This window comes from Nonomuraea montanisoli (assembly GCF_013363975.1).
GTDB lineage: Bacteria > Actinomycetota > Actinomycetes > Streptosporangiales > Streptosporangiaceae > Nonomuraea > Nonomuraea montanisoli.
This window is the reverse complement of record NZ_JABWGN010000018.1, coordinates 135,019-152,957: the sequence shown is the minus strand read 5'-3', so window position 1 is coordinate 152,957 and position 17,939 is coordinate 135,019. Positions and strand designations below refer to the sequence as shown.

Genomic DNA, 17,939 nt, shown 5'->3' with positions numbered 1-17,939 from the left:
CTCACGAGAGGGCATATGGCCACACTCAGGGGCGGCGGATGGCGACGGCGGTGTACGGCGTGGTGGCGGTCGGGGTGGTGTCGAAGCGGGCGTTGGGCAGGTAGAGCCGGTCCCTGAAGGCGGCCATGGTCGCCGGTACGTCGAAGCGGGGGTCGGTCACGCGCCGCGTGACGCGGCCGTCGGTCCCCGCCTCGTTCAGCCGCAGGACGGTCACGGTGTTGAGCCGGTTCTGCACGGCGTACAGCGTCCGGCCGCGCAGCAGCAGGCCGTCGCCCTCCTTCAGCGACTCGCCGTGCAGGTCCACCCGGCGGGTCCGGCCGGACGGGCTGACGCGGAACAGCCCGCCGGTGTTCGACTGCACGACGAGCAGGCCCCGGCCGTCCGGCGTGGGGGTGATGCCGTTGGCGTTGAAGCCCTTGCGGTACACCATGTCGCCGGTGAGCTTGATCCGCTGCGCCGCGGCGGGCAGGCGGCCGCCGCGCAGCGGCAGCTTGTACAGCACGGGGTTGGTGGAGTCGGTGATCCACGCCGCGCCCCGGGTGAGGGTGAGGTCGTTGACGAACGCAGGGCCGGTCGTCAACCGGTAGGTGGCCAGTGCCTCGCCGCTGCGCACGTCGAGGACGCGCAGGTCACCGCCCGTGCCGCCCGCCACGAACAGCCGTCCGCCCGAGTCGACCGTCATGCCGAGGGCCGGCGTGCCCGGTCCCCGGCTGAGGATCCCACCGCGCCCGGTGCGCAGGTCGGCGCGGTAGATCGAGCCGTCGGCCATGGAGCCGACGTAGGCGTACGGGCCGGGGCCGATGGCGATCCCCTCGGGCTGGAAACCGTCGGGCAGCGAGATCGACCGCGGGAACCTCGCGGCCTGCCGGTCCGCTGCCGCTCCCGCGGACCCGCCCATGGTGACGACCAGGGCGAGCGTGGCGGGAACCACGACGAGGAGCTTCATCATGCCCTCCGGTCGGCCGCGGTGAACGCCGCGGCGTGGTCGCGGACGAAGTCGGCGATGTCGCGGGGGCGGCGGCCGAGGAGCTCGGCGACCGTGTCGGTGGTGAAGTCCCCCCAGCCGGAGGCGTACGCCTGCGCGTACTCCTCCAGCATGTCGACGATCCAGGGCGGGACTCCGTAACCGAGCAGGGTCTTGCGCTTGGCGTCGTCGCTGACCGGCAGGTACGCGACGGACCTGCCGAGGGCGAGCCCCAGCTCGCCCGCCACCTCCTCGAACCCGAGCGAGCGAGGGCCGGTGAGGGTGTACGTCCTGCCGTGGTGGCGATCCGGGTCGTCGAGCAGCACGCGGGCGGCGCACTCGGCGATGTCGCGAGCGTCGATCATGCCGACCCGCGCCGCGGCCATGTTCAGCTGGAACGTGCCGGCGGCGGCGATGTCGCCCGTCTCGTTCAGCAGGTTCTGCATGAACCAGTGGGGACGCAGGATCGTCCAGCGCATGCCGCTCTCCTCGGTCTCCCGGTCGGAGAGCGCGTGCAGCCGGCCGCTGCGGTTGGGCGCGTCGTGCGCCGCGCCGACGACGGACAGGCGCACGACGCGCTCCACGCCGGCCTGGCGCGCGGCCCACAGGGCGTTCATGTGGTGCTCCGGGGCGCGCGGGCCGTTCGGGGTGAGCAGCCACACGTCCTGCACGCCCTCGAAGGCGGGCGCGAGCGACCGCGGGTCTTCCAGGTCGCCGACGACGACCTCGGCGCCGCCCGCTCGCGGGCTCCTGGCGCGGTCGTGGACGAGGGCGCGGAGGTTCACCTCGGCGCCGCCCAGCGCGTCGATCAGCGCGGTGGACACGGTTCCGGTGGCTCCGGTTATGAGCACGGTGCGTGGCACGGTCATTCTCCCTTTGTGGTGGTGGTGACGGGGGTACGGATCGAGGCCGGCGAGCTCTTGCCCGCCGCGCGGCTGACGGTGACGCGCTCCAGCACCCACAGCACGACGGTCCCGGCCGAGAGGGCGGCGCCCAGGACGGACACGCCGGCCCAGCCGGCGTACGCCCAGACGATGGAACCCAGCGCGGACCCCACCGCGCCGCCGACGAAGAAGGCGGTCATGAAGGCGGAGTTGATCCGGTTGCGGGCCTCGGGCCGCAGCGCGTAGACGACGTTCTGGCTGCTGTTGAGCACCGCCTGATGCGCCAGGTCCAGCACGACCACGCCGACGAGCAGGAGGACCAGCGAGCTCGCCCCGGCCGCCATCGCCGCCCAGGACGCCACCAGCAGGACCGTCCCGGCGCCGCTCACGACCTGGACCAGCCCGCGGTCGGCCAGCCGCCCCGCCACCGTGGCGGTCAGCGCGCCCACGGCGCCGACCAGCCCGAACAGGCCGATGGCCGACTCCGACCACGCGTACGGCGCCCCAGCCAGCAGGAAGGTCAGCGACGTCCACAGCACGCTGAAGGTGGCCAGGCTCAACGCGGCGATGCCCGCCCGCCACCGCAGCAACGGCTCCAGCCGGAACATCGCCACGGTCGAGCGCAGCAGGGCGAGGTACGACTGGCGTGGGCCGTCCCCGCCCAGCCGGGGCAGGAAGGCGCGCAGCAGCACGGCCATCAGCGCCATCAGCACCGCGCCCACCCAGTAGACGGTCCGCCAGCCGCCCAGCTCCGACAGCGCGCCGGAGGCGGTGCGCGCCAGCAGCAGGCCCAGCATCAGTCCGGTCATCACCGTGCCGACCACCTTGCCGCGCTCGGCCGGGTCCGCCAGCGTCGCCGCGAACGGCACCACGACCTGCGCGCCCACCGAGGTCAGCGCGGTCAGGGCCGTGCTGACCATGAGCACCGCGCCGTTGGGCGCCATGGCCGACACCAGCAGGAACACCGCGGTCGCCGCGTAGAGCGTGACGGCGAGCCGCCGCCGCTCCATCAGGTCGCCGAGCGGCACCAGCAGGATCAGCCCCAGCGCGTACCCGGCCTGCGCGGCCGTCACCAGCAGCGCCGCCGCAGAGGGCCCGACCTCCAGCTCACGACCGATCAGGTCGAGCAGCGGCTGCGCGAAGTAGTTGCCCGCGACGGCCAGGCCGGTCGCGACCGACATGAGCAGGAGCAGCCCGCGCGAAAGTCCGCCGGATGTGTGAGGTCTTGTCGCTGTCATGCCCCCAAGCCTCGGGCTCAGGGCATCAATGAGTCCAACGCATGTTTGTCATCGGACCGATCGTGCATCACGATTGATCCATGGAGCTGCAGCAGATGCGCTATGTCGTCGCCGTCGCGGAGACGAGGAACTTCACCCGCGCCGCCGAGCAGTGCCTGGTCGTCCAGTCCGCGCTGAGCCACCAGATCGCCCGCCTCGAACGCGAGCTGGGCGCCAAGCTCTTCGAGCGCACCAGCCGCCGCGTACGGTTGACTCCCGCCGGCGAGGCGTTCCTGCCCGCGGCCCGTCAGGCGCTCGACGCAGCCGAACGAGCCCGCGCCGAGGTGGCGGCGGCGGCGGGCGAGATCCGGGGCCGGTTGGCCGTCGGCGCCATCCCCACGGTCGCGGCGGTCGATCTGCCGGCCGCGCTGAAGCGCTTCCACCTGCGGCATCGGCAGGTACGGATCACCCTCCGCTCGGGCGCGAGCGAGCGGCTGATCGAACAGGTGCAGCAGGGCACCCTGGACGCGGCCTTCCTGGGGCTGCCTCTCGGTGTCCGCCCCAAAGGCGTCCGCGGGCGCGAGCTGGCGCGCGGCGACCTGGTGGCCGTGGTGGCGCCCGGCCATCCGCTGGCGGAGGAGGAGCGCGTGGACCTGCGCCGGCTCGCGGACGAGCCGTTCGTCGACTTCCCTCCGGGCACCGCCGCGCGGGCCCAGACGGACGAGGCGTTCGCGGCGTCCGGGGTCCGGCGCGAGGTCGCCTTCGAGGTGACGACCGTGGACTTCATCGCCCGCCTGATCCGGCAGGGCCTGGGCATCGGGATGATGCCCGCCGCCTTCGTGTCGGAGCTCCCGGGCCTGCCCGTCCTCCAGCTCAGCGACGCCCCCGCCCGCATGGAGCACCTGATCTGGAGCCGGTTCGCCCCCTCTCCTGTCGCCGCGGCGTTCCTGGCCACCCTCGGCGTCTCGGCGGCGGAATGCTCAGGGGCGCCCAACCGGTGACGTCAGGCGCCGGGGGCGCGGACGTACGGGGTCGTGGTGCCCAGCGGCTCGAACCCGAGGCGCAGCAGGATCGGGCGGCTCTCGTCGGAGGCGTCCACGTGGAGGTAGCGGTAGCCCCGCTCGACGGCCACCCGCGCCCGGTAGGCCACCAGCGCCCGGTACACGCCGCGCCCGCGCCAGCCGGCCACGGTGCCGCCGCCGAAGAGCCCGGCGAACTCGGTGTCCGGGTCGAGGTTGAGCCGCGCCCCGCTGATCGGCCGGTCTCCGGCCATCGCGACGACCGCGACCATCGACTCGGGCCGCTCGCTCAGCCGGCGCAGCACCCGCTCGCGCAGCCCGGGCAGCGACATGCCGAACGCCTGCTCGTGCGCCTGCACGAGCAGGTCGATCCCGGCCGGGTCCTCCGCCACGCGCAGCTCGACGCCCTCGGGCAGCCGCGGCTCCGCGGCCACGGCGGCGGCCTCGGCCGCCATCAGCGTCTCCTCCGGCTCGGCCGTGAAGCCCGCCGCCAGCAGCCGCTTCGCCAGGTCGGCGGGCCGGTCGTGGGAGTACAGCTTCCACTCGAAGTCGCGCTTCAGCGCGGCGAAGTAGGCCCGCTGCCCCGCGATCTCGGCGTCGGCCGTCTCCTCGTCGAGGTCCGACCACAGGATGCCGTTCCAGCCGCCCTTGGCCGCCTTGCGCACCACGCGCCCCACCCGCTCGCCCTGGCGGATCCGTACCTGGCGCTCGTAGGCCGCCAGCACTTCGTCACGATTCACCGGCACAGCCCACCAGCCGGGAGGCGGGCCGGGCAACCGGTTTGCGGCTCAGGCCACGAACGGCGGCCGGCCGGTCTCACTGACCATCGGGCGGCTCGCGCCCTCCCACGACTGCATGCCGCCGCCGACGTTGACCGCCTCGCGCCCGAGGTGGTTGAGCCAGGCCGCGACCTGGTAGGAGCGGCCGCCGACCCGGCAGACGACGTAGACCTGCCGGTCGGCGGGCACCTCGTCCACCCGCCCCTGGATCTCGGTCATCGGGATGTGCACGGCCTCGGGAGCGTGGCCCGCCACCCACTCCTCACGCTCGCGCACGTCCAGCAGGAAAGCGTCGGCGGGGACGTCGCGTGCCTCTATCTCGGGAACCGTCATGCGTCCATCATCTCGCGCCCGCGGTCGTAGGCCGCACGGGCCTCGGCGATCTCCTGCTGGTGGTCCTCGGTCCAGGTCACCAGCGCCTTGATCGTCTCGTGCAGGGTGCGGCCGAGCGGGGTGAGCGCGTAGTCGACGCGCGGCGGCACGACGGGGTGGACGGTGCGGCTCACCAGGCCGTCGCGCTCCAGGTGGCGCAGGGTCACGCTGAGCATGCGCTGGCTGACGCCGTCGATCTCGCGGCGCAGCTCGCTGAAGCGCAGGCTCCGGCAGTCGAGCAGGGCGATGACGAGCAGCGACCACTTGTCGGCGACGCGGTCGAGGATCTGGCGGACCTCGCAGCCCTCACGCGTGTCCCACTGCCGGACGTCGTAGTCGTCGGTCGTCTCGCAGGAGGCATGGTCGTCCATGACATCCCATGCTGGCGCAGGTGGCGGACGGTTACAAGAGGTAACCGATACTACTTCAGGAGGCGCGACAGGCGCCGGTCGGCGAGCGGCTTGCCGCCCGTCTGGCAGGTCGGGCAGTACTGCAGCGAGGAGTCGGCGAACGACACCTCGCGGATGGTGTCGCCGCAGACGTCGCACGGCTGGCCGGCGCGGTTGTGGACGCGCAGGCCCGACTTCTTCTCGGCCTTGAGGTCCTTGGCGGCCAGCCCCCGGGCCCGCTCCACGGCCTCGCGCAGCGTCTCGACGATGGCCTCGTGCAGGTCGGCGATCTGCGCGTCGGTCAACGTGGAAGCGATCTTGAACGGGGACATCCTGGCCGCGTGGAGCACCTCGTCGGAGTAGGCGTTGCCGATGCCCGCGATGACCTTCTGGTCGCGCAGCAGCCCCTTGATCTGGGTGCGGTTGCCGCCGACGATCCGCTTGAGCGCGTCGGCCGTGAACGTCTCGGCCAGCGGGTCGGGCCCGAGCGAGGCCACGCCGGGCACCTCGGCCGGATCCCGCACCACGTACAGGGCGAGGCGCTTCTGCGTGCCCGCCTCGGTCAGCTCGAACCCCGGCGCCAGGCCCTCCTCGTCGGGCGCCAGCCGCAGCCGGGCCGCGAGCGGCCCCTTGCCGGGACGCACCGGCTTGGCCCCCGACAGGTCGTCGCGCCAGCGCAGCCAGCCGGCCCGCGCCAGATGGATGACCAGGTGCAGGCCGTCGCAGTCGAGGTCGAGGAACTTGCCGTGCCGGGACACGCCGGTCACGGTCAGCCCGCCGAGCGCGCTCACCGGCGGGTCGAACGTCTTGAGCGCCTGGATGGCCACCACGTCGACGGCCAGCACGGTGCGGCCGACCGCCCGCTCGCGCAGGAAGCCCGCCAGCGACTCGACCTCGGGAAGTTCCGGCATGCCCTCAGAGTACGTTCACGGCACGTCCCAGAAGGCCAGCTCGTGCGCCATGCCCTCGCGGAAGAGCCGCTCCGCCCGCGCCGGGTCCGGAGCCGCCTCGTCGATCATCTGCGCGATGCGCCCGGTCAGCGCCGCGAAGCCGGGGTCGGCGTAGGTGTCGACCCACGCGCGGTAGCGCGGCTCGGCGGGCGGGTCCTGCGCGAGGATCCGGCCCAGCGTCGAATATCCCCACATGCACGGGTAGAGCGCCGCCAGCCCCTCCGCGTACGTGGCGGCCGACTCCAGCAGGAACGACGTGTACGCGGCACACGCCGGCCCCTTCACGGCCCCCTCCAGGTCGGCGCCGAACTCCGCCGACATCGACCGGTGCAGGCTCAGCTCGTCGTGGAAGGTCGCGTGCGCGAGGTCCACCAGGTCGCCCAGGTGCCCGTCGGGCGCCTGCCAGGCCAGCCGGGCGAAGACCCGCACGTAGTCGAGCAGGAACAGGTAGTCCTGCTCCAGCCAGGACCGGAACACCGGTTCGGGCAGGTCGCCGCGCCCGATCCCGGCGACGGTGGGGTGGGCGAGCTGGGCGTCGAGCAGCGGGCGGCCGACGGCGTGCAACTTCTCGGAGATGGCCATGGACGGCCACGTTAATCGCCGTGGGCGGGCGTTAGTGTCGAGGGCATGACTGTGACGATCGCCGAGGAACTCCTCCTGCTCGCCTACAGCGAGGACGAGGGCAAGCAGCTCGTCAGCTCCGCCCAGCTCGACCCCGCGCTCGGCGGCGCGATCCTGGCCGAACTGGCCGTCAGCGAGCGGATCGCGCTGTCGGACAAGACCGTGACGGTCACCGACCCCACCCCCCTCGGCGACGAGGAGCTGGACGGCGTCCTGGCCCGCATCGCGGCGGAGGGCAAGGAGCGCAAGCCCGTGTGGTGGGTGCAGAAGCTCATGTCCGGCAAGCCGCGCCGGCGGCTGCTGACCCGGCTCGTCGAGCGGGGCGTGCTGGCCGAGCAGCGCGGCAAGGTCCTCGGGATCTTCACCACGACCCGCTGGCCGGAGGCCGACGGGTCCGTCGAGGCGAACGTGCGGGAGCGCGTCGCGAGCGCGCTCGCCGGAGCCGACCCCGACCCGCGCACCGCGGTGCTGATCGCCCTCCTGCACGCCGCGAAGATCGACCGCAAGGCGTTCCCGGGGGCGAGCAAGGAGCGCGTCAAGGAGATCGCCGAGGGCGCGTGGGCGGCCGACGCCGTGGCCAAGACCATCGCGGCCATCAACGCGGCCATGATGGCCGCGGTCACCTCGGCCACCATCGCCGCCACGACCAGCGCCGCCACGAGCTGACCCCGGCCGGGCCGGCCGTTCCGCCGCCCCTCTCCGGACCGCGCCGCGCCCGGCCACCCGTGTGGAGGCCGGGCCCGGCGGGCGGGATCAGTTGGCGTCGAGGATCTCCTGCGGCACCGGCTTGTCGCTCTTCAGCGCGTCGAACAGGACGAGCGCGCGGGTGCGGTCCCACTTGACCGCCGAGCCGCCGCCCGCGATCTCGTTGCCGCCGAACGGCACCACGGTCGTCACCGGGCTGTCGCCCATCGCGAGCCCCAGCGACAGCATGTCGAGCGCCCCGGTGTCGGAGTCGACGGTGACGGCGTCGGTGGCGCTCATGGCCAGCGGGATCGAGGTGAAGGGGTTGAGCAGCACGCCGGGGCCGGCGGCCTTCTTGACCACCGCGCCGAGGAACTGCCGCTGCCGCTTGGTCCGCTCGAAGTCGGGCAGCGCGCCGCCCTTGCGGGTGCGCACGTAGCCGAGGGCCTGGCTGCCGTTGAGCACCTGGGGGCCCTTCTTCAGCTTGAGCCCGGCCTTGGGGTCGTCCACGGCGGCCCGTACGTCGATCTCGACGCCGCCGATGGCGTCCACGATGCCGACGAACCCGGCGAAGCCGATCTCCATGTAGTGGTCCACGTGCACGCCGGTGACGGTCTCGACGGTGCGGACCAGCAGCTTCGGCCCGCCGATCGCGTACGCGGCGTTGAGCTTGTTGCGGCCCTTGCCGGGGATGGTGACGGCCGAGTCGCGGGGCAGGCTGACCAGCGTCGGCTTGTCGCTGCCGTCGGGGATGTGCAGCAGCATCATCGAGTCGGTGCGCTGCCCGGCCGCGCGGCCGGTGGCCAGCTTGCGGCGCTGCGCCGCCGACAGGCCCTTGCGGCTGTCGGAGCCGACGAGCAGCCAGTTGGTGCCCGGGGTGTCGGCCACGCGGCCCGGGTAGTCCTCCAGGACGCCCTCGATGCCGACCAGCCGCGAGTTGATCCAGAAGAACAGCCCTACGGTGGCGACCAGCAGCACGGCCACCACGGCCGCCAGGATCTTGAGGATGGTGCGGCCCGAGGGCCGCTTCCTGGGCGAGCGCGGGCGCGCGGGGCCGGGCGGCTCGCCGGGGCCCGGGGGCTCGCCGGGGCCCGGGGGCTCGTCCCGCCTGCCCAGGGGCCTGACGGGCGACTTGCCCGAGCGCTCACGCCCGTACACCCGGCCCGCCCCGGGGCGGGGCGCGTCGCCGGCGGACGGGGCGGGCTCGGAGTGGGCCGGCAGCAGGTGCGTGGACGCCGCCTCGGGACCGGCCCCGGGCCGCCCGCCGGGCGGCGGCCCCGAAGGCGGAAGGGGCGCGTCACGGCCGGGCATCGGGGGTCGCTGGTGGGCCGGGGCGCCGCCCGAGAGCGGGCCCCCGTCGTTGCGGGGAGGCAGCGGGCGCCCGTCGCCCGGCGAGCGCATGGCCCGCGTGCGGTCGTCCTCAGACACTTCCCTCTACTTCCCTTCGGCTGCCATAAACGCTACGTCGTACCTGCACCAGTGAAGACGGCCCGCTCGGCTTTTCCCACGGAAAAGTACGCAGAACTAGCGGAGAGTCACGCTGGAAACATAGTGGAGACGTGGATCGTTACGGTTATGGACGACCTCTATCGAAGGGATGATCGTGTCCGCTCCGGACCCTTGGAGTAGCGGCCCGTGCGTGCGCACGGGTGCCTCTGAGAGCTCACCATGGTGAGCGCCTATCTGGGCCTGCTGGCCCTCCTCCTTCTCACCGCGGCGACCGGCTACTTCGTCGCCCAGGAGTTCGCCTTCGTGGCGGCGGACCGGACCGCCCTGCGCGAGCAGGCCGCGGCCGGCGACAAGGCCGCGGACAAGGCCCTGCAGGTGACCTCCCGTCTCTCGTTCATGCTCTCCGGCGCCCAGCTCGGCATCACGGTGACGGCGCTGCTGGTCGGCTTCCTGGCCGAGCCGGCGATCGCCACGCTCGTACGGCCCTGGCTGAGCGGCACGGCACTGCCCGACGCGGCCGTCACCGGGCTGTCGGTGGCCGCCGGCGTGTTCGTCGCGACCATCGTGCAGATGGTCCTCGGCGAGCTCGCGCCCAAGAACCTCGGCATCGCGCGGCCGGAGCCGGTCGCCAAGTTCCTGGCCGGTTCGACGCTGGCCTACCTGGCCGTGGTGGGCCCGGTGGTCCGCCTGTTCGACTCGGCGGCCACCGGCGTGCTGCGGCGCGTCGGCATCGAGCCCGTCGAGGAGGTGGAGCACGGCGCGACGCCCGAGGAGCTGTCGCGGATCATCGCCGAGTCCACGCGGGCGGGCGAGCTGCCGCCGCGGCTGTCCGACCTGCTGGAGCGGGCCCTGGAGTTCGGCGACCGCATCGCCGAGGAGATCATGGTGCCGCGCCCGCGCGTGGTCGCGCTGCGCGACTCGCAGCCCATCTCCGACCTCGTGGACGTCATGCGCGAGCGCGGTCACTCCCGCTACCCGGTGCTGGGCGCCGACGGCGACGTGGCCGGCGTGACGGGCGTGCGCGAGCTGCTGGCCTCCGGCCTGGACGCCGCCGCGGGCGGCACGATCGGCGACGTCATGCGTCCGGCCCGCCTGGTGCCCGACTCGCTGCCCCTGCCGGCCGTGGTCGAGGAGATGCGGGCCGCCAAGGACGACATCGTCTGCGTCATCGACGAGTACGGCGGCCTGGCCGGCGTCATCACCATCGAGGACCTGGCCGAGGAGCTGGTCGGCGAGCTCGTCGACGAGAACGACCCGGAGCCGGCCGGCGCCCTGGAGCGCGCCGACGGCGGCTGGGACGTGCCCGGCCGCCTCCGCCTGGACGAGGTGGAGCGGGCCACCGGCGTGGCCCTGCCGGAGAGCGACGACTACGACACGCTCGCCGGTCTCATCCTGGCCCGGCTGGGCCGCATGCCCGAGGCGGGCGACCAGGTGGTCGTGCCGCTGGAGACCGAGCCCGACCTGTTCGCCGACGACGACGGCGGCGAGCGGCTGGCGGAGCTGACCGTGCTCTCGCTCGACCGCCGCGTGCCGGGCCTGGTGCGCCTGTCGCCGGTGCTGCAGACGGAGGCCGTCCGATGACGATGATCCTGCTCAGCCTGGTGCTGCTGGCGCTGAACGCGGTCTTCGTGGCCGCGGAGTTCGCCTTCGTCTCGGCCCGGCGCCACCGCCTGGAGGAGGCGGCCGGCGGCGGCAACCGGCTGGTCCGCTTCGTGGCCCGGTCCGCGGTGGGCGGCGGGCGTCAGCTCTCGATGATGCTGGCGGGCGCCCAGCTCGGCATCACGCTCTGCACGCTGGGCCTCGGCCAGGTCACCGAGCCGGCGATCGAGCACTTCCTGGAGCCGGTCTTCGCGGCCGTCGGGGTTCCGGAGGCGCTGCGGATGCCGATCGCGCTGACCATCGCGCTGGCGCTGGTCACGTTCCTGCACATGGTCATCGGCGAGATGGCGCCCAAGTCGTGGGCGCTCACCGCGCCCGAGCGGGCCGCCATGCTGCTGACGGTGCCCTTCCGCGCGTTCGTGACCGTGACGCGGCCGCTGCTGTCGGCGCTGAACGGCCTGACGAACCTCATACTGCGGGGCTTCGGCGTCAGCCCCCGCGACGAGCTGGCGACGACCCGCACCCCGCGTCAGCTCGCCATGCTGGTGGGCGAGTCGGGCCGGATGGGGCTGCTCGACAGGGACGAGCACGACCTGCTGACGCGGGCGCTGCGGCTGGAGGCCGAGGGGATCGAGCGGCTCATGGTGCCCATCGGCCGGGCCGTGACCGTGCCTCCGGAGGCCGACGCCGCGACCATCAGGGGGGCCGCCCGCGAGAGCGGCCACCTGCGGCTGCTCGTCGGTGTGCCCGGCGAGGTCAGGGGCGTGCTGCACGCCCGTGAGGCGCTGCTGCAGCCGGACGCCACGGCCGCGAGCCTGGCGCGGCCGGCTCCGCGGCTGGCGTGCGTCACGCAGGTGCCCGAGGCCGTGACGGCGCTGCAGGAGGCCCGCGCGCACCTGGCGCTGGTCACGGGGCAGGACGGCGAGGTCATCGGCATGGTGACGCTCTCGGACCTCATCGGGGAGCTGCTGGACACCCGCGCCGCCCTGACCGCCCCTGTGCCCGCCTGACGCGCATCAGCTCGCCGCGGCCGGTCCTTCCGGATCGGCCGCGGTGCGGTGCCGCGTCCGGGACGCCGCGCCGGGCCACCCGGAAACTCGCAGGAAAGTCCCAGCTCAGCCCCGAAATGTGAGCTAAATCACGCAAGCCATCCGAAAGTGATCTGCAAGCGGAGGCATCTACCGTCGTCGCTCGGGGAGCACACGCGGAGCACAGACGCGCGCGCCAGGTCCGGACAAAGAACAAGCCCCGGCTCTTGCGAACCGGGGCTGTCTTCGTCAAGGTGGGTCTGCCGATTCCATCGGCGAACCCGTGGTGGGCGAGGAGGGATTTGAACCCTCACGTCCTTTCGGACACACGGACCTGAACCGTGCGCGTCTGCCGTTCCGCCACCCGCCCTTTGTTGGGTGCGGAGAAACAGTAGCACGGAACAGCCGGTGGTACTGAACCCGGATACGATCGCATAAGACACGGGAGCGGATGAGCTGGGCGCGACGGCTGACCAAGCGCCGGGATCGCCGTGACGTGGGACGAGCGGAGCCAGGCGCGCGAGCGTCTGGAGGCCGCGATCATATGCACGGAGGAAGGGAGGTACCCGGTGGGAGTCCTTCAGCGCTTCGAGCGAAGGCTCGAAGGCTTGGTTGAGGGGGCCTTTGCGCGGGCGTTCAAATCTGACCTTCAGCCGGTCGAGGTCGCCAGCGCGGTTCAGCGGGAGATGGACGAGCGTGCGGCGATCGTCGCACAGGGTCGCACACTCGTGCCCAACGACTTCGTGGTGGAGCTGTCCACGACCGACAGTGAGCGGCTTGAGGTCTACGCCGACAGCATCAGCCACGAGCTGGCCAACCTCGCCAGGGAGTACGCCAAGGAGCAGGGCTACTCCTTCGTGGGACCGGTCCGGGTGCGTTTCGAGACCGCGGCGGACCTGGCTGTGGGGTTGTTCCGCATCAGGTCGGGCGTCATCCGCGGCGCCACGGTGGAGCAGGACGAGATCCGCCAGCCCGCCAGCGACCTGCCCCCTTCCCGGCCCAACGCGTTCGGCGGGCGGCCCCGGCTGCTCGTCTCCACCCAGGACGACCCGCAGGGCGACCGCTCCTACGAGCTCACCACCCCGGTGACCCTGCTCGGCCGGGGCACCGACTGCGATCTCCGCCTGGTCGACCCTGGCGTCTCGCGCCACCACGCCGAGCTGCGCGTGGAAGGGCCCCAGGTCCACCTGGTGGACCTGGGATCGACCAACGGCACTTTCGTCAACGGCCAGCCGGTACGCAGAATCGAGCTCCAGAACGGCACGCGAGTGACGTTGGGGCGCACGACTCTGGTGTTCCGGCGCGATTAGGGGTAGACAAACGGTCCATGTCCGAGCTCACGCTGCTGCTGATCCGGCTCGCCTTCCTGGCGGTGCTGTGGTTCTTCGTCATTGCCGCAGTCGGCGTGATCCGGACTGACTTGTTCGGATCACGTACGGCTGCGGCGGGCCCACGGAAGAGCGCGAAACCCACCAAACCCGCCGCCAAGCCGAAGAGCAAGAAGGGCGAGCCACGCCAGCTCGTCGTGACCGGTGGCCCCTTGCAGGGCACCACCATTAACCTCACGGAGACGCCCATCACCATCGGCCGGGCGAACGACGCCACGCTGGTAGTCAGCGATGACTACGCTTCCAGCCGGCATGCCCGGCTCTTTCCTCAGGACGGTCAGTGGATCGTGGAAGATCTCGGTTCGACCAACGGCACGTATCTCGACCGCTCAAAAGTCACCCGTCCGACCCCGGTGCCGCTCGGTGTTCCGATCCGCGTCGGCAAGACAGTCATTGAATTGCGCAAATGACCATCGCACTCCGCTACGCCGCCCGCTCGGACGTCGGCCTCCTCCGCGAAGGGAACGAGGACTCGGCGTACGCCAGCGGCCGCCTGCTCGCCGTCGCAGACGGCATGGGCGGGCACGCACACGGCGAGGTGGCGAGCTCCGTCGCCATCGCCGCAATGGCCTCCCTGGAGGAGGCCCAGCAGGGCGGTGACCTGCTCAACGCCATCGAGGCAGCAGTACGCGACGCCAACCGCAGGCTGCACGAGATGGTGGGGCGGGACCCGAGCCTGAAGGGCATGGGCACCACGCTCACCGCCATGCTCTGGAACGGCACCCAGGTGGCCCTGGTGCACGTCGGCGACTCCCGCGCCTACCTGCTCAGACGCGGGGAGCTCTACCAGATCACCCACGACCACACGCTGGTGCAGCAACTGGTCGACGACGGGCGCATCACTCCCGAGGAGGCGGCGACGCACCCGCAGCGCTCGATCCTGCTGCGGGCGCTCGACGGGAGCGGCGAGGTCGATCCGGACCTCACGCTCCGCGAGGCCCAGGTGGGCGACCGCTACCTGCTGTGCTCCGACGGGCTGTCCGGCGTGGTGAGCGCGGAGACGCTGCACGCGACGCTGACCAACATCGACGACCCAGAAGAGGTCGTCCGGCAGCTCATCGACCTGGCCAACAGGGGCGGCGGGCCCGACAACATCACCTGCGTGCTGGCCGACGTGGTCGAAATCGCCGACGGCCAGCAGGTGCCCGTCGAGGCGGCGGTCGTCGGCGCGGCCGGCATGAACCGGCTGAGACCGGGCCCGCAGGAGACCTCCCCGGGGCGATCGAGCGCGGTGACCGCGCCCCAGCCGGTGATCACTGATGACGAGTTCGACGAGCCGGGCGCGCAGGCGTCCGGCCGGCCGGGCCGCCGCCGTCGGGTGTGGCCCGTGCTGGTCTCCGTGCTCGGCGTCGGGGCCGCGGTCGTCGGTGTCGGCGGCTATTTCGGCTGGCAGTGGACCCAGGAGCAGTTCTTCGTCGGAGCCAGGGGCGACGAGGTGGTCGTTTTCCAGGGGATCCAGCAGGAGGTGGGCCCCCTCCAGTTCTTCTCGGTGGCCAAGCACACCGGCAAACCGCTGTCCCAGCTCTCCCCTCTCGACCAGGAGCTGATCAAGGACGGCATCGAGGTCGCCAGCGTGAACGAGGGCGTCGACCGCATCAACGGCCTGAAGTTCACCGACGGTCAGACCGATTCCAAGGACAAGGCGGCGCCCGACGCGAGCGCGTCGGCCTCCCCCGACTCCGCCAAGGCGTCCCCCAGCGCCACGAAGGCATCTCCGAGCGCCACGAGGACGAAGCCCTAGATGAGCGAAATGGCCGCCACCCCCGTCCCCCTCCCGGCCAAGCGGCGAGGGGCACAGCTGCTCATGCTGGCGCTCGCCGTCGGCATCGTCATGTTCGCCTACGCCAACGTGGGCCTCGCCATGGACGGCAAGGTCCCGGCGGGCATGCTGACGTACGGGCTGGGCCTGGGCGGCTTCATGCTGGCCGCCTACCTGGTGCTGGCCAAGTGGGCGCCGTGGGCCGACCCGCTGATCCTTCCCCTGGTCACGCTGGTCAACGGCATCGGCCTGGTGATGATCTACCGGATCGAGGCCTCCAAAGCGCCGGGGGCCTCGGCCACCAACCAGCTCATCATGACCGGCGTGGGCGTGGTCCTGTTCGCCATCACGCTGATCGTGCTGCGCGACCAGCGCGCGCTGCAGCGGCTGACCTACACCGCGGGATTCGTCGGCCTGTTCCTGCTGATCTCCCCGCTCATCCCCGGGCTGGGCAAGAGCGTCAACGGCTCCCGCATCTGGATCGGCTTCGGGCCCGCCACCATCCAGCCCGCGGAGCTGGCCAAGATCGCTCTGGTCGTCTTCTTCGCCGGCTACCTCGTGGCCAAGCGCGACGTGCTGGCCCTGGCCGGGCGGCGGCTGCTCTTCATCGACCTGCCCCGCGCCCGTGACCTCGGCCCGGTGCTCATCACCTGGGCGGTCAGCCTCGGCGTGCTCGTGCTGCAGAAGGACCTCGGCTCGTCGCTGCTGCTGTTCGGCACCTTCATCGCGATGCTCTACATCGCCACGCAACGCACGTCGTGGGTGCTGATCGGCATCCTGCTCTTCGTCGGCGGCGCGTTCCTCGCCGGTCAGCTCTTCGACCACGTGCAGGCCCGCTTCGAGGTCTGGCTCGACCCGAGCCGGCAGGAGTTCTTCGACCGCGAGCTGGGCGGCAGCGCCCAGCTCATGCAGGGCCTGTTCGCGATGGGCGCGGGCGGCATCCTCGGCACCGGCCTGGGCGAGGGCCACCCGTATCTGATCCCGCTGTCGTTCTCCGACTTCATCTTCCCCGCCACCGGCGAGGAGCTCGGCCTGACCGGCCTGATGGCCCTGCTGATGGTCTACGCGCTGATCGTCGAGCGCGGCCTGCGCACCTCGCTCGCGGCCCGCGACCCGTTCACCAAGCTGCTGGCGGGCGGCCTGTCGTTCCTGCTGGCCTGGCAGGTGTTCATCATCGTCGGCGGCGTGACCAACCTCATCCCGCTGACCGGTCTGGTCACCCCGTTCATGTCGCAGGGCGGTTCGGCCCTGCTGGCAAACTGGATCCTCATCGCCCTCCTGGTACGCACATCTGACGCGGCGCGCCAACCGCCGCCCCAGGCGATCCAGAACGAAGGACTGACACAGGTGTTCCAGCGATGAACAGCACCGTCAAGCGCATCGCGGTGGCCTGCCTGGCCATGTTCGCGCTGCTCATGGCCAACGTGAACTACGTCCAGGCGGTCAAGGCCGACAAGTACTCGGAGGACTCGCGCAATCTGCGCAACTTCTACGAGCGCTATGCGGTGCAGCGCGGGCGCATCACGGCCGGCGGCAAGGAGATCCTCGCCCAGTCGCGCGACACCGGCAGCTCGGAGTTCCGCTTCGTCCGTCAGTACACCGACGGCAAGCTGTACGCGCACATCACCGGCTTCTTCTCGCCCGAGAGCGCGTCCGGCATCGAGGCGGCCGAGAACAAGCTGCTCGACGGCTCCAGCTCCGACCTGCTGCTGCGGCGCAGCATCGACCTGTTCACGGGCGAGCCCACCAAGGGCGCCAACGTCGACCTGACGATCAATCCGAGGGCGCAGAAGGCGGCCTACGACGCGCTGCGCGAGAGCGGCAAGCGGGGCGCCCTGGTCGCCATCAACCCCAAGACCGGCGCGATCCTCGCGATGGTGTCGCTGCCCTCCTACGACCCCGCCGAGCTGTCGGGCACCAACAAGAAGCAGGTCTTCACCCGCTACGACGAGCTGGCCAAGGACAAGAACCAGCCGCTGCTCAACCGCGCCATCGGCCAGACCTATCCGCCCGGCTCCACGTTCAAGGTGGTCACCGCCGCCGCGTACCTGGAGGACGACGACTCGCGCGGGCCGAACACGACCGTGGAGGCTCCGCAGCGGCTGCCCCTGCCGGGCACCACCATCAGCCTGCCCAACTACGGCGGCGCGGCCTGCGGCGCGGGCCAGGTCCCGCTGGTCTTCGCGCTGGAGAAGTCCTGCAACACGCCGTTCGGATCCATCGGCATGGAGCTCGGCTACGACAAGATGAAGGAGCAGACCGAGAAGTTCGGCATGGGAGAGCAGATCGGCGTCCCGATGTCGGTGACCCAGAGTGACTTCGGCCCCGAAGAGGACAAGGCGGCCCTGGCCATGGCCTCGATCGGCCAGCGCAGCAACCGGATGACGCCGCTGCAGATGGCCATGATCGCCGCGGGCATCGCCAACAACGGCACGGTCATGAAGCCGTACCTCGTCAACAAGATCACCGACAGCAAGGGCGACTCGATCGAGGACGCCGACCCGCAGGAGCTGAGCGAGGCGGTCAGCCCCGAGACGGCCGGCAAGCTGCGCGAGATGATGGTCAGCGTCGTCAACAACGGCACGGCCAACCTCGCGCAGATCCCCGGCGTCCAGGTGGCCGGCAAGACCGGCACCGCCGAGACCTCCGACAACCGCCCGCCGCACGCCTGGTTCATCTCCTTCGCCCCGGCCAACGACCCGCAGATCGCGGTCGCGGTCATCGTCGAGTCGGGCGCCGCCAACGTGGGCGCCGAGGCGACGGGCGGCCACACCGCCGCGCCGATCGCCAAGCAGGTGATGGAGGCGGTGCTGAAGAATTGAGCGACGCTGACGTGC

At 71.9% G+C, this 17,939-nt stretch carries 18 protein-coding genes and 1 tRNA gene; 9 read left to right on the top strand and 10 right to left on the bottom strand.

Annotated features, from left to right (window positions below; all coding sequences use genetic code 11):
* Positions 1-25: 25 nt before the first annotated feature.
* From HTZ77_RS37675 to HTZ77_RS37665, 3 genes are read right to left on the bottom strand one after another with little or no spacing between them, the layout of a single operon-like run.
* Positions 26-949: an SMP-30/gluconolactonase/LRE family protein gene (locus tag HTZ77_RS37675; protein ID WP_235995699.1), complete on the bottom strand. Its 924-nt coding sequence runs from the start codon at positions 947-949 to the stop codon at positions 26-28.
* Positions 946-1,827, bottom strand: coding sequence for an SDR family oxidoreductase (locus tag HTZ77_RS37670; RefSeq protein ID WP_175594537.1), 882 nt, complete (start codon positions 1,825-1,827; stop codon positions 946-948). The genes HTZ77_RS37675 and HTZ77_RS37670 overlap by 4 nt, the downstream gene beginning before the upstream one ends.
* 2 nt (positions 1,828-1,829) lie before the next feature.
* On the bottom strand, positions 1,830-3,029 hold the full coding sequence (locus HTZ77_RS37665) for an MFS transporter (RefSeq protein WP_175594536.1): 1,200 nt from the start codon (positions 3,027-3,029) through the stop codon (positions 1,830-1,832).
* Positions 3,030-3,166: 137 nt separating this feature from the next.
* On the opposite strand from HTZ77_RS37665, the gene HTZ77_RS37660 reads away from it, so the two are divergent.
* Positions 3,167-4,066 carry a LysR family transcriptional regulator gene (locus tag HTZ77_RS37660; RefSeq protein WP_175594535.1) on the top strand — a complete coding sequence of 300 codons (900 nt, stop codon included), beginning with the start codon at positions 3,167-3,169 and terminating at the stop codon, positions 4,064-4,066.
* Between the two features lie 2 nt (positions 4,067-4,068).
* On the opposite strand, the gene HTZ77_RS48535 is transcribed toward HTZ77_RS37660, so the two are convergent.
* Genes HTZ77_RS48535 through HTZ77_RS37635 form a run of 5 tightly spaced genes read right to left on the bottom strand, consistent with a single transcriptional unit; the run spans position 4,069 to position 7,156 of the window.
* On the bottom strand, positions 4,069-4,824 hold the full coding sequence (locus HTZ77_RS48535; RefSeq protein WP_175594534.1) for a GNAT family N-acetyltransferase: 756 nt from the start codon (positions 4,822-4,824) through the stop codon (positions 4,069-4,071).
* A gap of 48 nt (positions 4,825-4,872) precedes the next feature.
* A complete protein-coding gene (locus HTZ77_RS37650) occupies positions 4,873-5,196 on the bottom strand; it encodes a rhodanese-like domain-containing protein (RefSeq protein WP_175594533.1) in 324 nt (107 codons plus the stop codon).
* The gene (locus HTZ77_RS37645; RefSeq protein ID WP_175594532.1) at positions 5,193-5,606 is read right to left on the bottom strand and encodes a winged helix-turn-helix transcriptional regulator; all 414 of its coding nucleotides are present in this window, start codon (positions 5,604-5,606) and stop codon (positions 5,193-5,195) included. Before HTZ77_RS37645 ends, HTZ77_RS37650 begins: the two co-directional genes overlap by 4 nt.
* Positions 5,607-5,656: 50 nt before the next feature.
* Entirely contained in the window at positions 5,657-6,535 is an 879-nt protein-coding gene (locus HTZ77_RS37640) for an Fpg/Nei family DNA glycosylase (protein WP_175594531.1), read from the bottom strand.
* Between the two features lie 15 nt (positions 6,536-6,550).
* A complete protein-coding gene (locus HTZ77_RS37635) occupies positions 6,551-7,156 on the bottom strand; it encodes a TenA family protein (RefSeq protein WP_175594530.1) in 606 nt (201 codons plus the stop codon).
* 45 nt (positions 7,157-7,201) lie between these two features.
* Here HTZ77_RS37635 and HTZ77_RS37630 point away from each other — a divergent pair, with 45 nt between their 5' ends.
* Positions 7,202-7,861 carry a GOLPH3/VPS74 family protein gene (locus tag HTZ77_RS37630; RefSeq protein WP_175594529.1) on the top strand — a complete coding sequence of 220 codons (660 nt, stop codon included), beginning with the start codon at positions 7,202-7,204 and terminating at the stop codon, positions 7,859-7,861.
* Between the two features lie 87 nt (positions 7,862-7,948).
* Here the strand turns inward: HTZ77_RS37630 and HTZ77_RS37625 are convergent, their stop codons facing one another.
* Entirely contained in the window at positions 7,949-9,307 is a 1,359-nt protein-coding gene (locus HTZ77_RS37625; RefSeq protein ID WP_328809001.1) for an LCP family protein, read from the bottom strand.
* Between the two features lie 243 nt (positions 9,308-9,550).
* On the opposite strand from HTZ77_RS37625, the gene HTZ77_RS37620 reads away from it, so the two are divergent.
* Positions 9,551-10,909: a hemolysin family protein gene (locus HTZ77_RS37620; protein ID WP_407940632.1), complete on the top strand. Its 1,359-nt coding sequence runs from the start codon at positions 9,551-9,553 to the stop codon at positions 10,907-10,909.
* Complete coding sequence (locus HTZ77_RS37615) at positions 10,906-11,937, top strand: hemolysin family protein (RefSeq protein ID WP_175594527.1); 1,032 nt, start codon at positions 10,906-10,908, stop codon at positions 11,935-11,937. The genes HTZ77_RS37620 and HTZ77_RS37615 overlap by 4 nt, the downstream gene beginning before the upstream one ends.
* 302 nt (positions 11,938-12,239) lie before the next feature.
* Here the strand turns inward: HTZ77_RS37615 and HTZ77_RS37610 are convergent.
* Positions 12,240-12,325: transfer RNA gene (locus HTZ77_RS37610), tRNA-Leu, on the bottom strand.
* Between the two features lie 199 nt (positions 12,326-12,524).
* On the opposite strand from HTZ77_RS37610, the gene HTZ77_RS37605 reads away from it, so the two are divergent.
* The 5 genes from HTZ77_RS37605 to HTZ77_RS37585 are packed head-to-tail and all read left to right on the top strand — an operon-like array spanning position 12,525 to position 17,924.
* Positions 12,525-13,265, top strand: coding sequence for an FhaA domain-containing protein (locus HTZ77_RS37605; protein WP_175594526.1), 741 nt, complete (start codon positions 12,525-12,527; stop codon positions 13,263-13,265).
* Positions 13,266-13,282: 17 nt separating this feature from the next.
* On the top strand, positions 13,283-13,753 hold the full coding sequence (locus HTZ77_RS37600) for an FHA domain-containing protein FhaB/FipA (protein WP_175594525.1): 471 nt from the start codon (positions 13,283-13,285) through the stop codon (positions 13,751-13,753).
* Positions 13,750-15,084 (top strand): Stp1/IreP family PP2C-type Ser/Thr phosphatase, encoded by a 1,335-nt coding sequence (locus HTZ77_RS37595; RefSeq protein ID WP_175594524.1) that lies wholly within the window; start codon positions 13,750-13,752, stop codon positions 15,082-15,084. The genes HTZ77_RS37600 and HTZ77_RS37595 overlap by 4 nt, the downstream gene beginning before the upstream one ends.
* Complete coding sequence (locus HTZ77_RS37590; protein WP_175594523.1) at positions 15,085-16,464, top strand: FtsW/RodA/SpoVE family cell cycle protein; 1,380 nt, start codon at positions 15,085-15,087, stop codon at positions 16,462-16,464.
* Positions 16,461-17,924: a peptidoglycan D,D-transpeptidase FtsI family protein gene (locus HTZ77_RS37585; RefSeq protein WP_175594522.1), complete on the top strand. Its 1,464-nt coding sequence runs from the start codon at positions 16,461-16,463 to the stop codon at positions 17,922-17,924. Before HTZ77_RS37590 ends, HTZ77_RS37585 begins: the two co-directional genes overlap by 4 nt.
* Positions 17,925-17,939 lie beyond the last annotated feature (15 nt).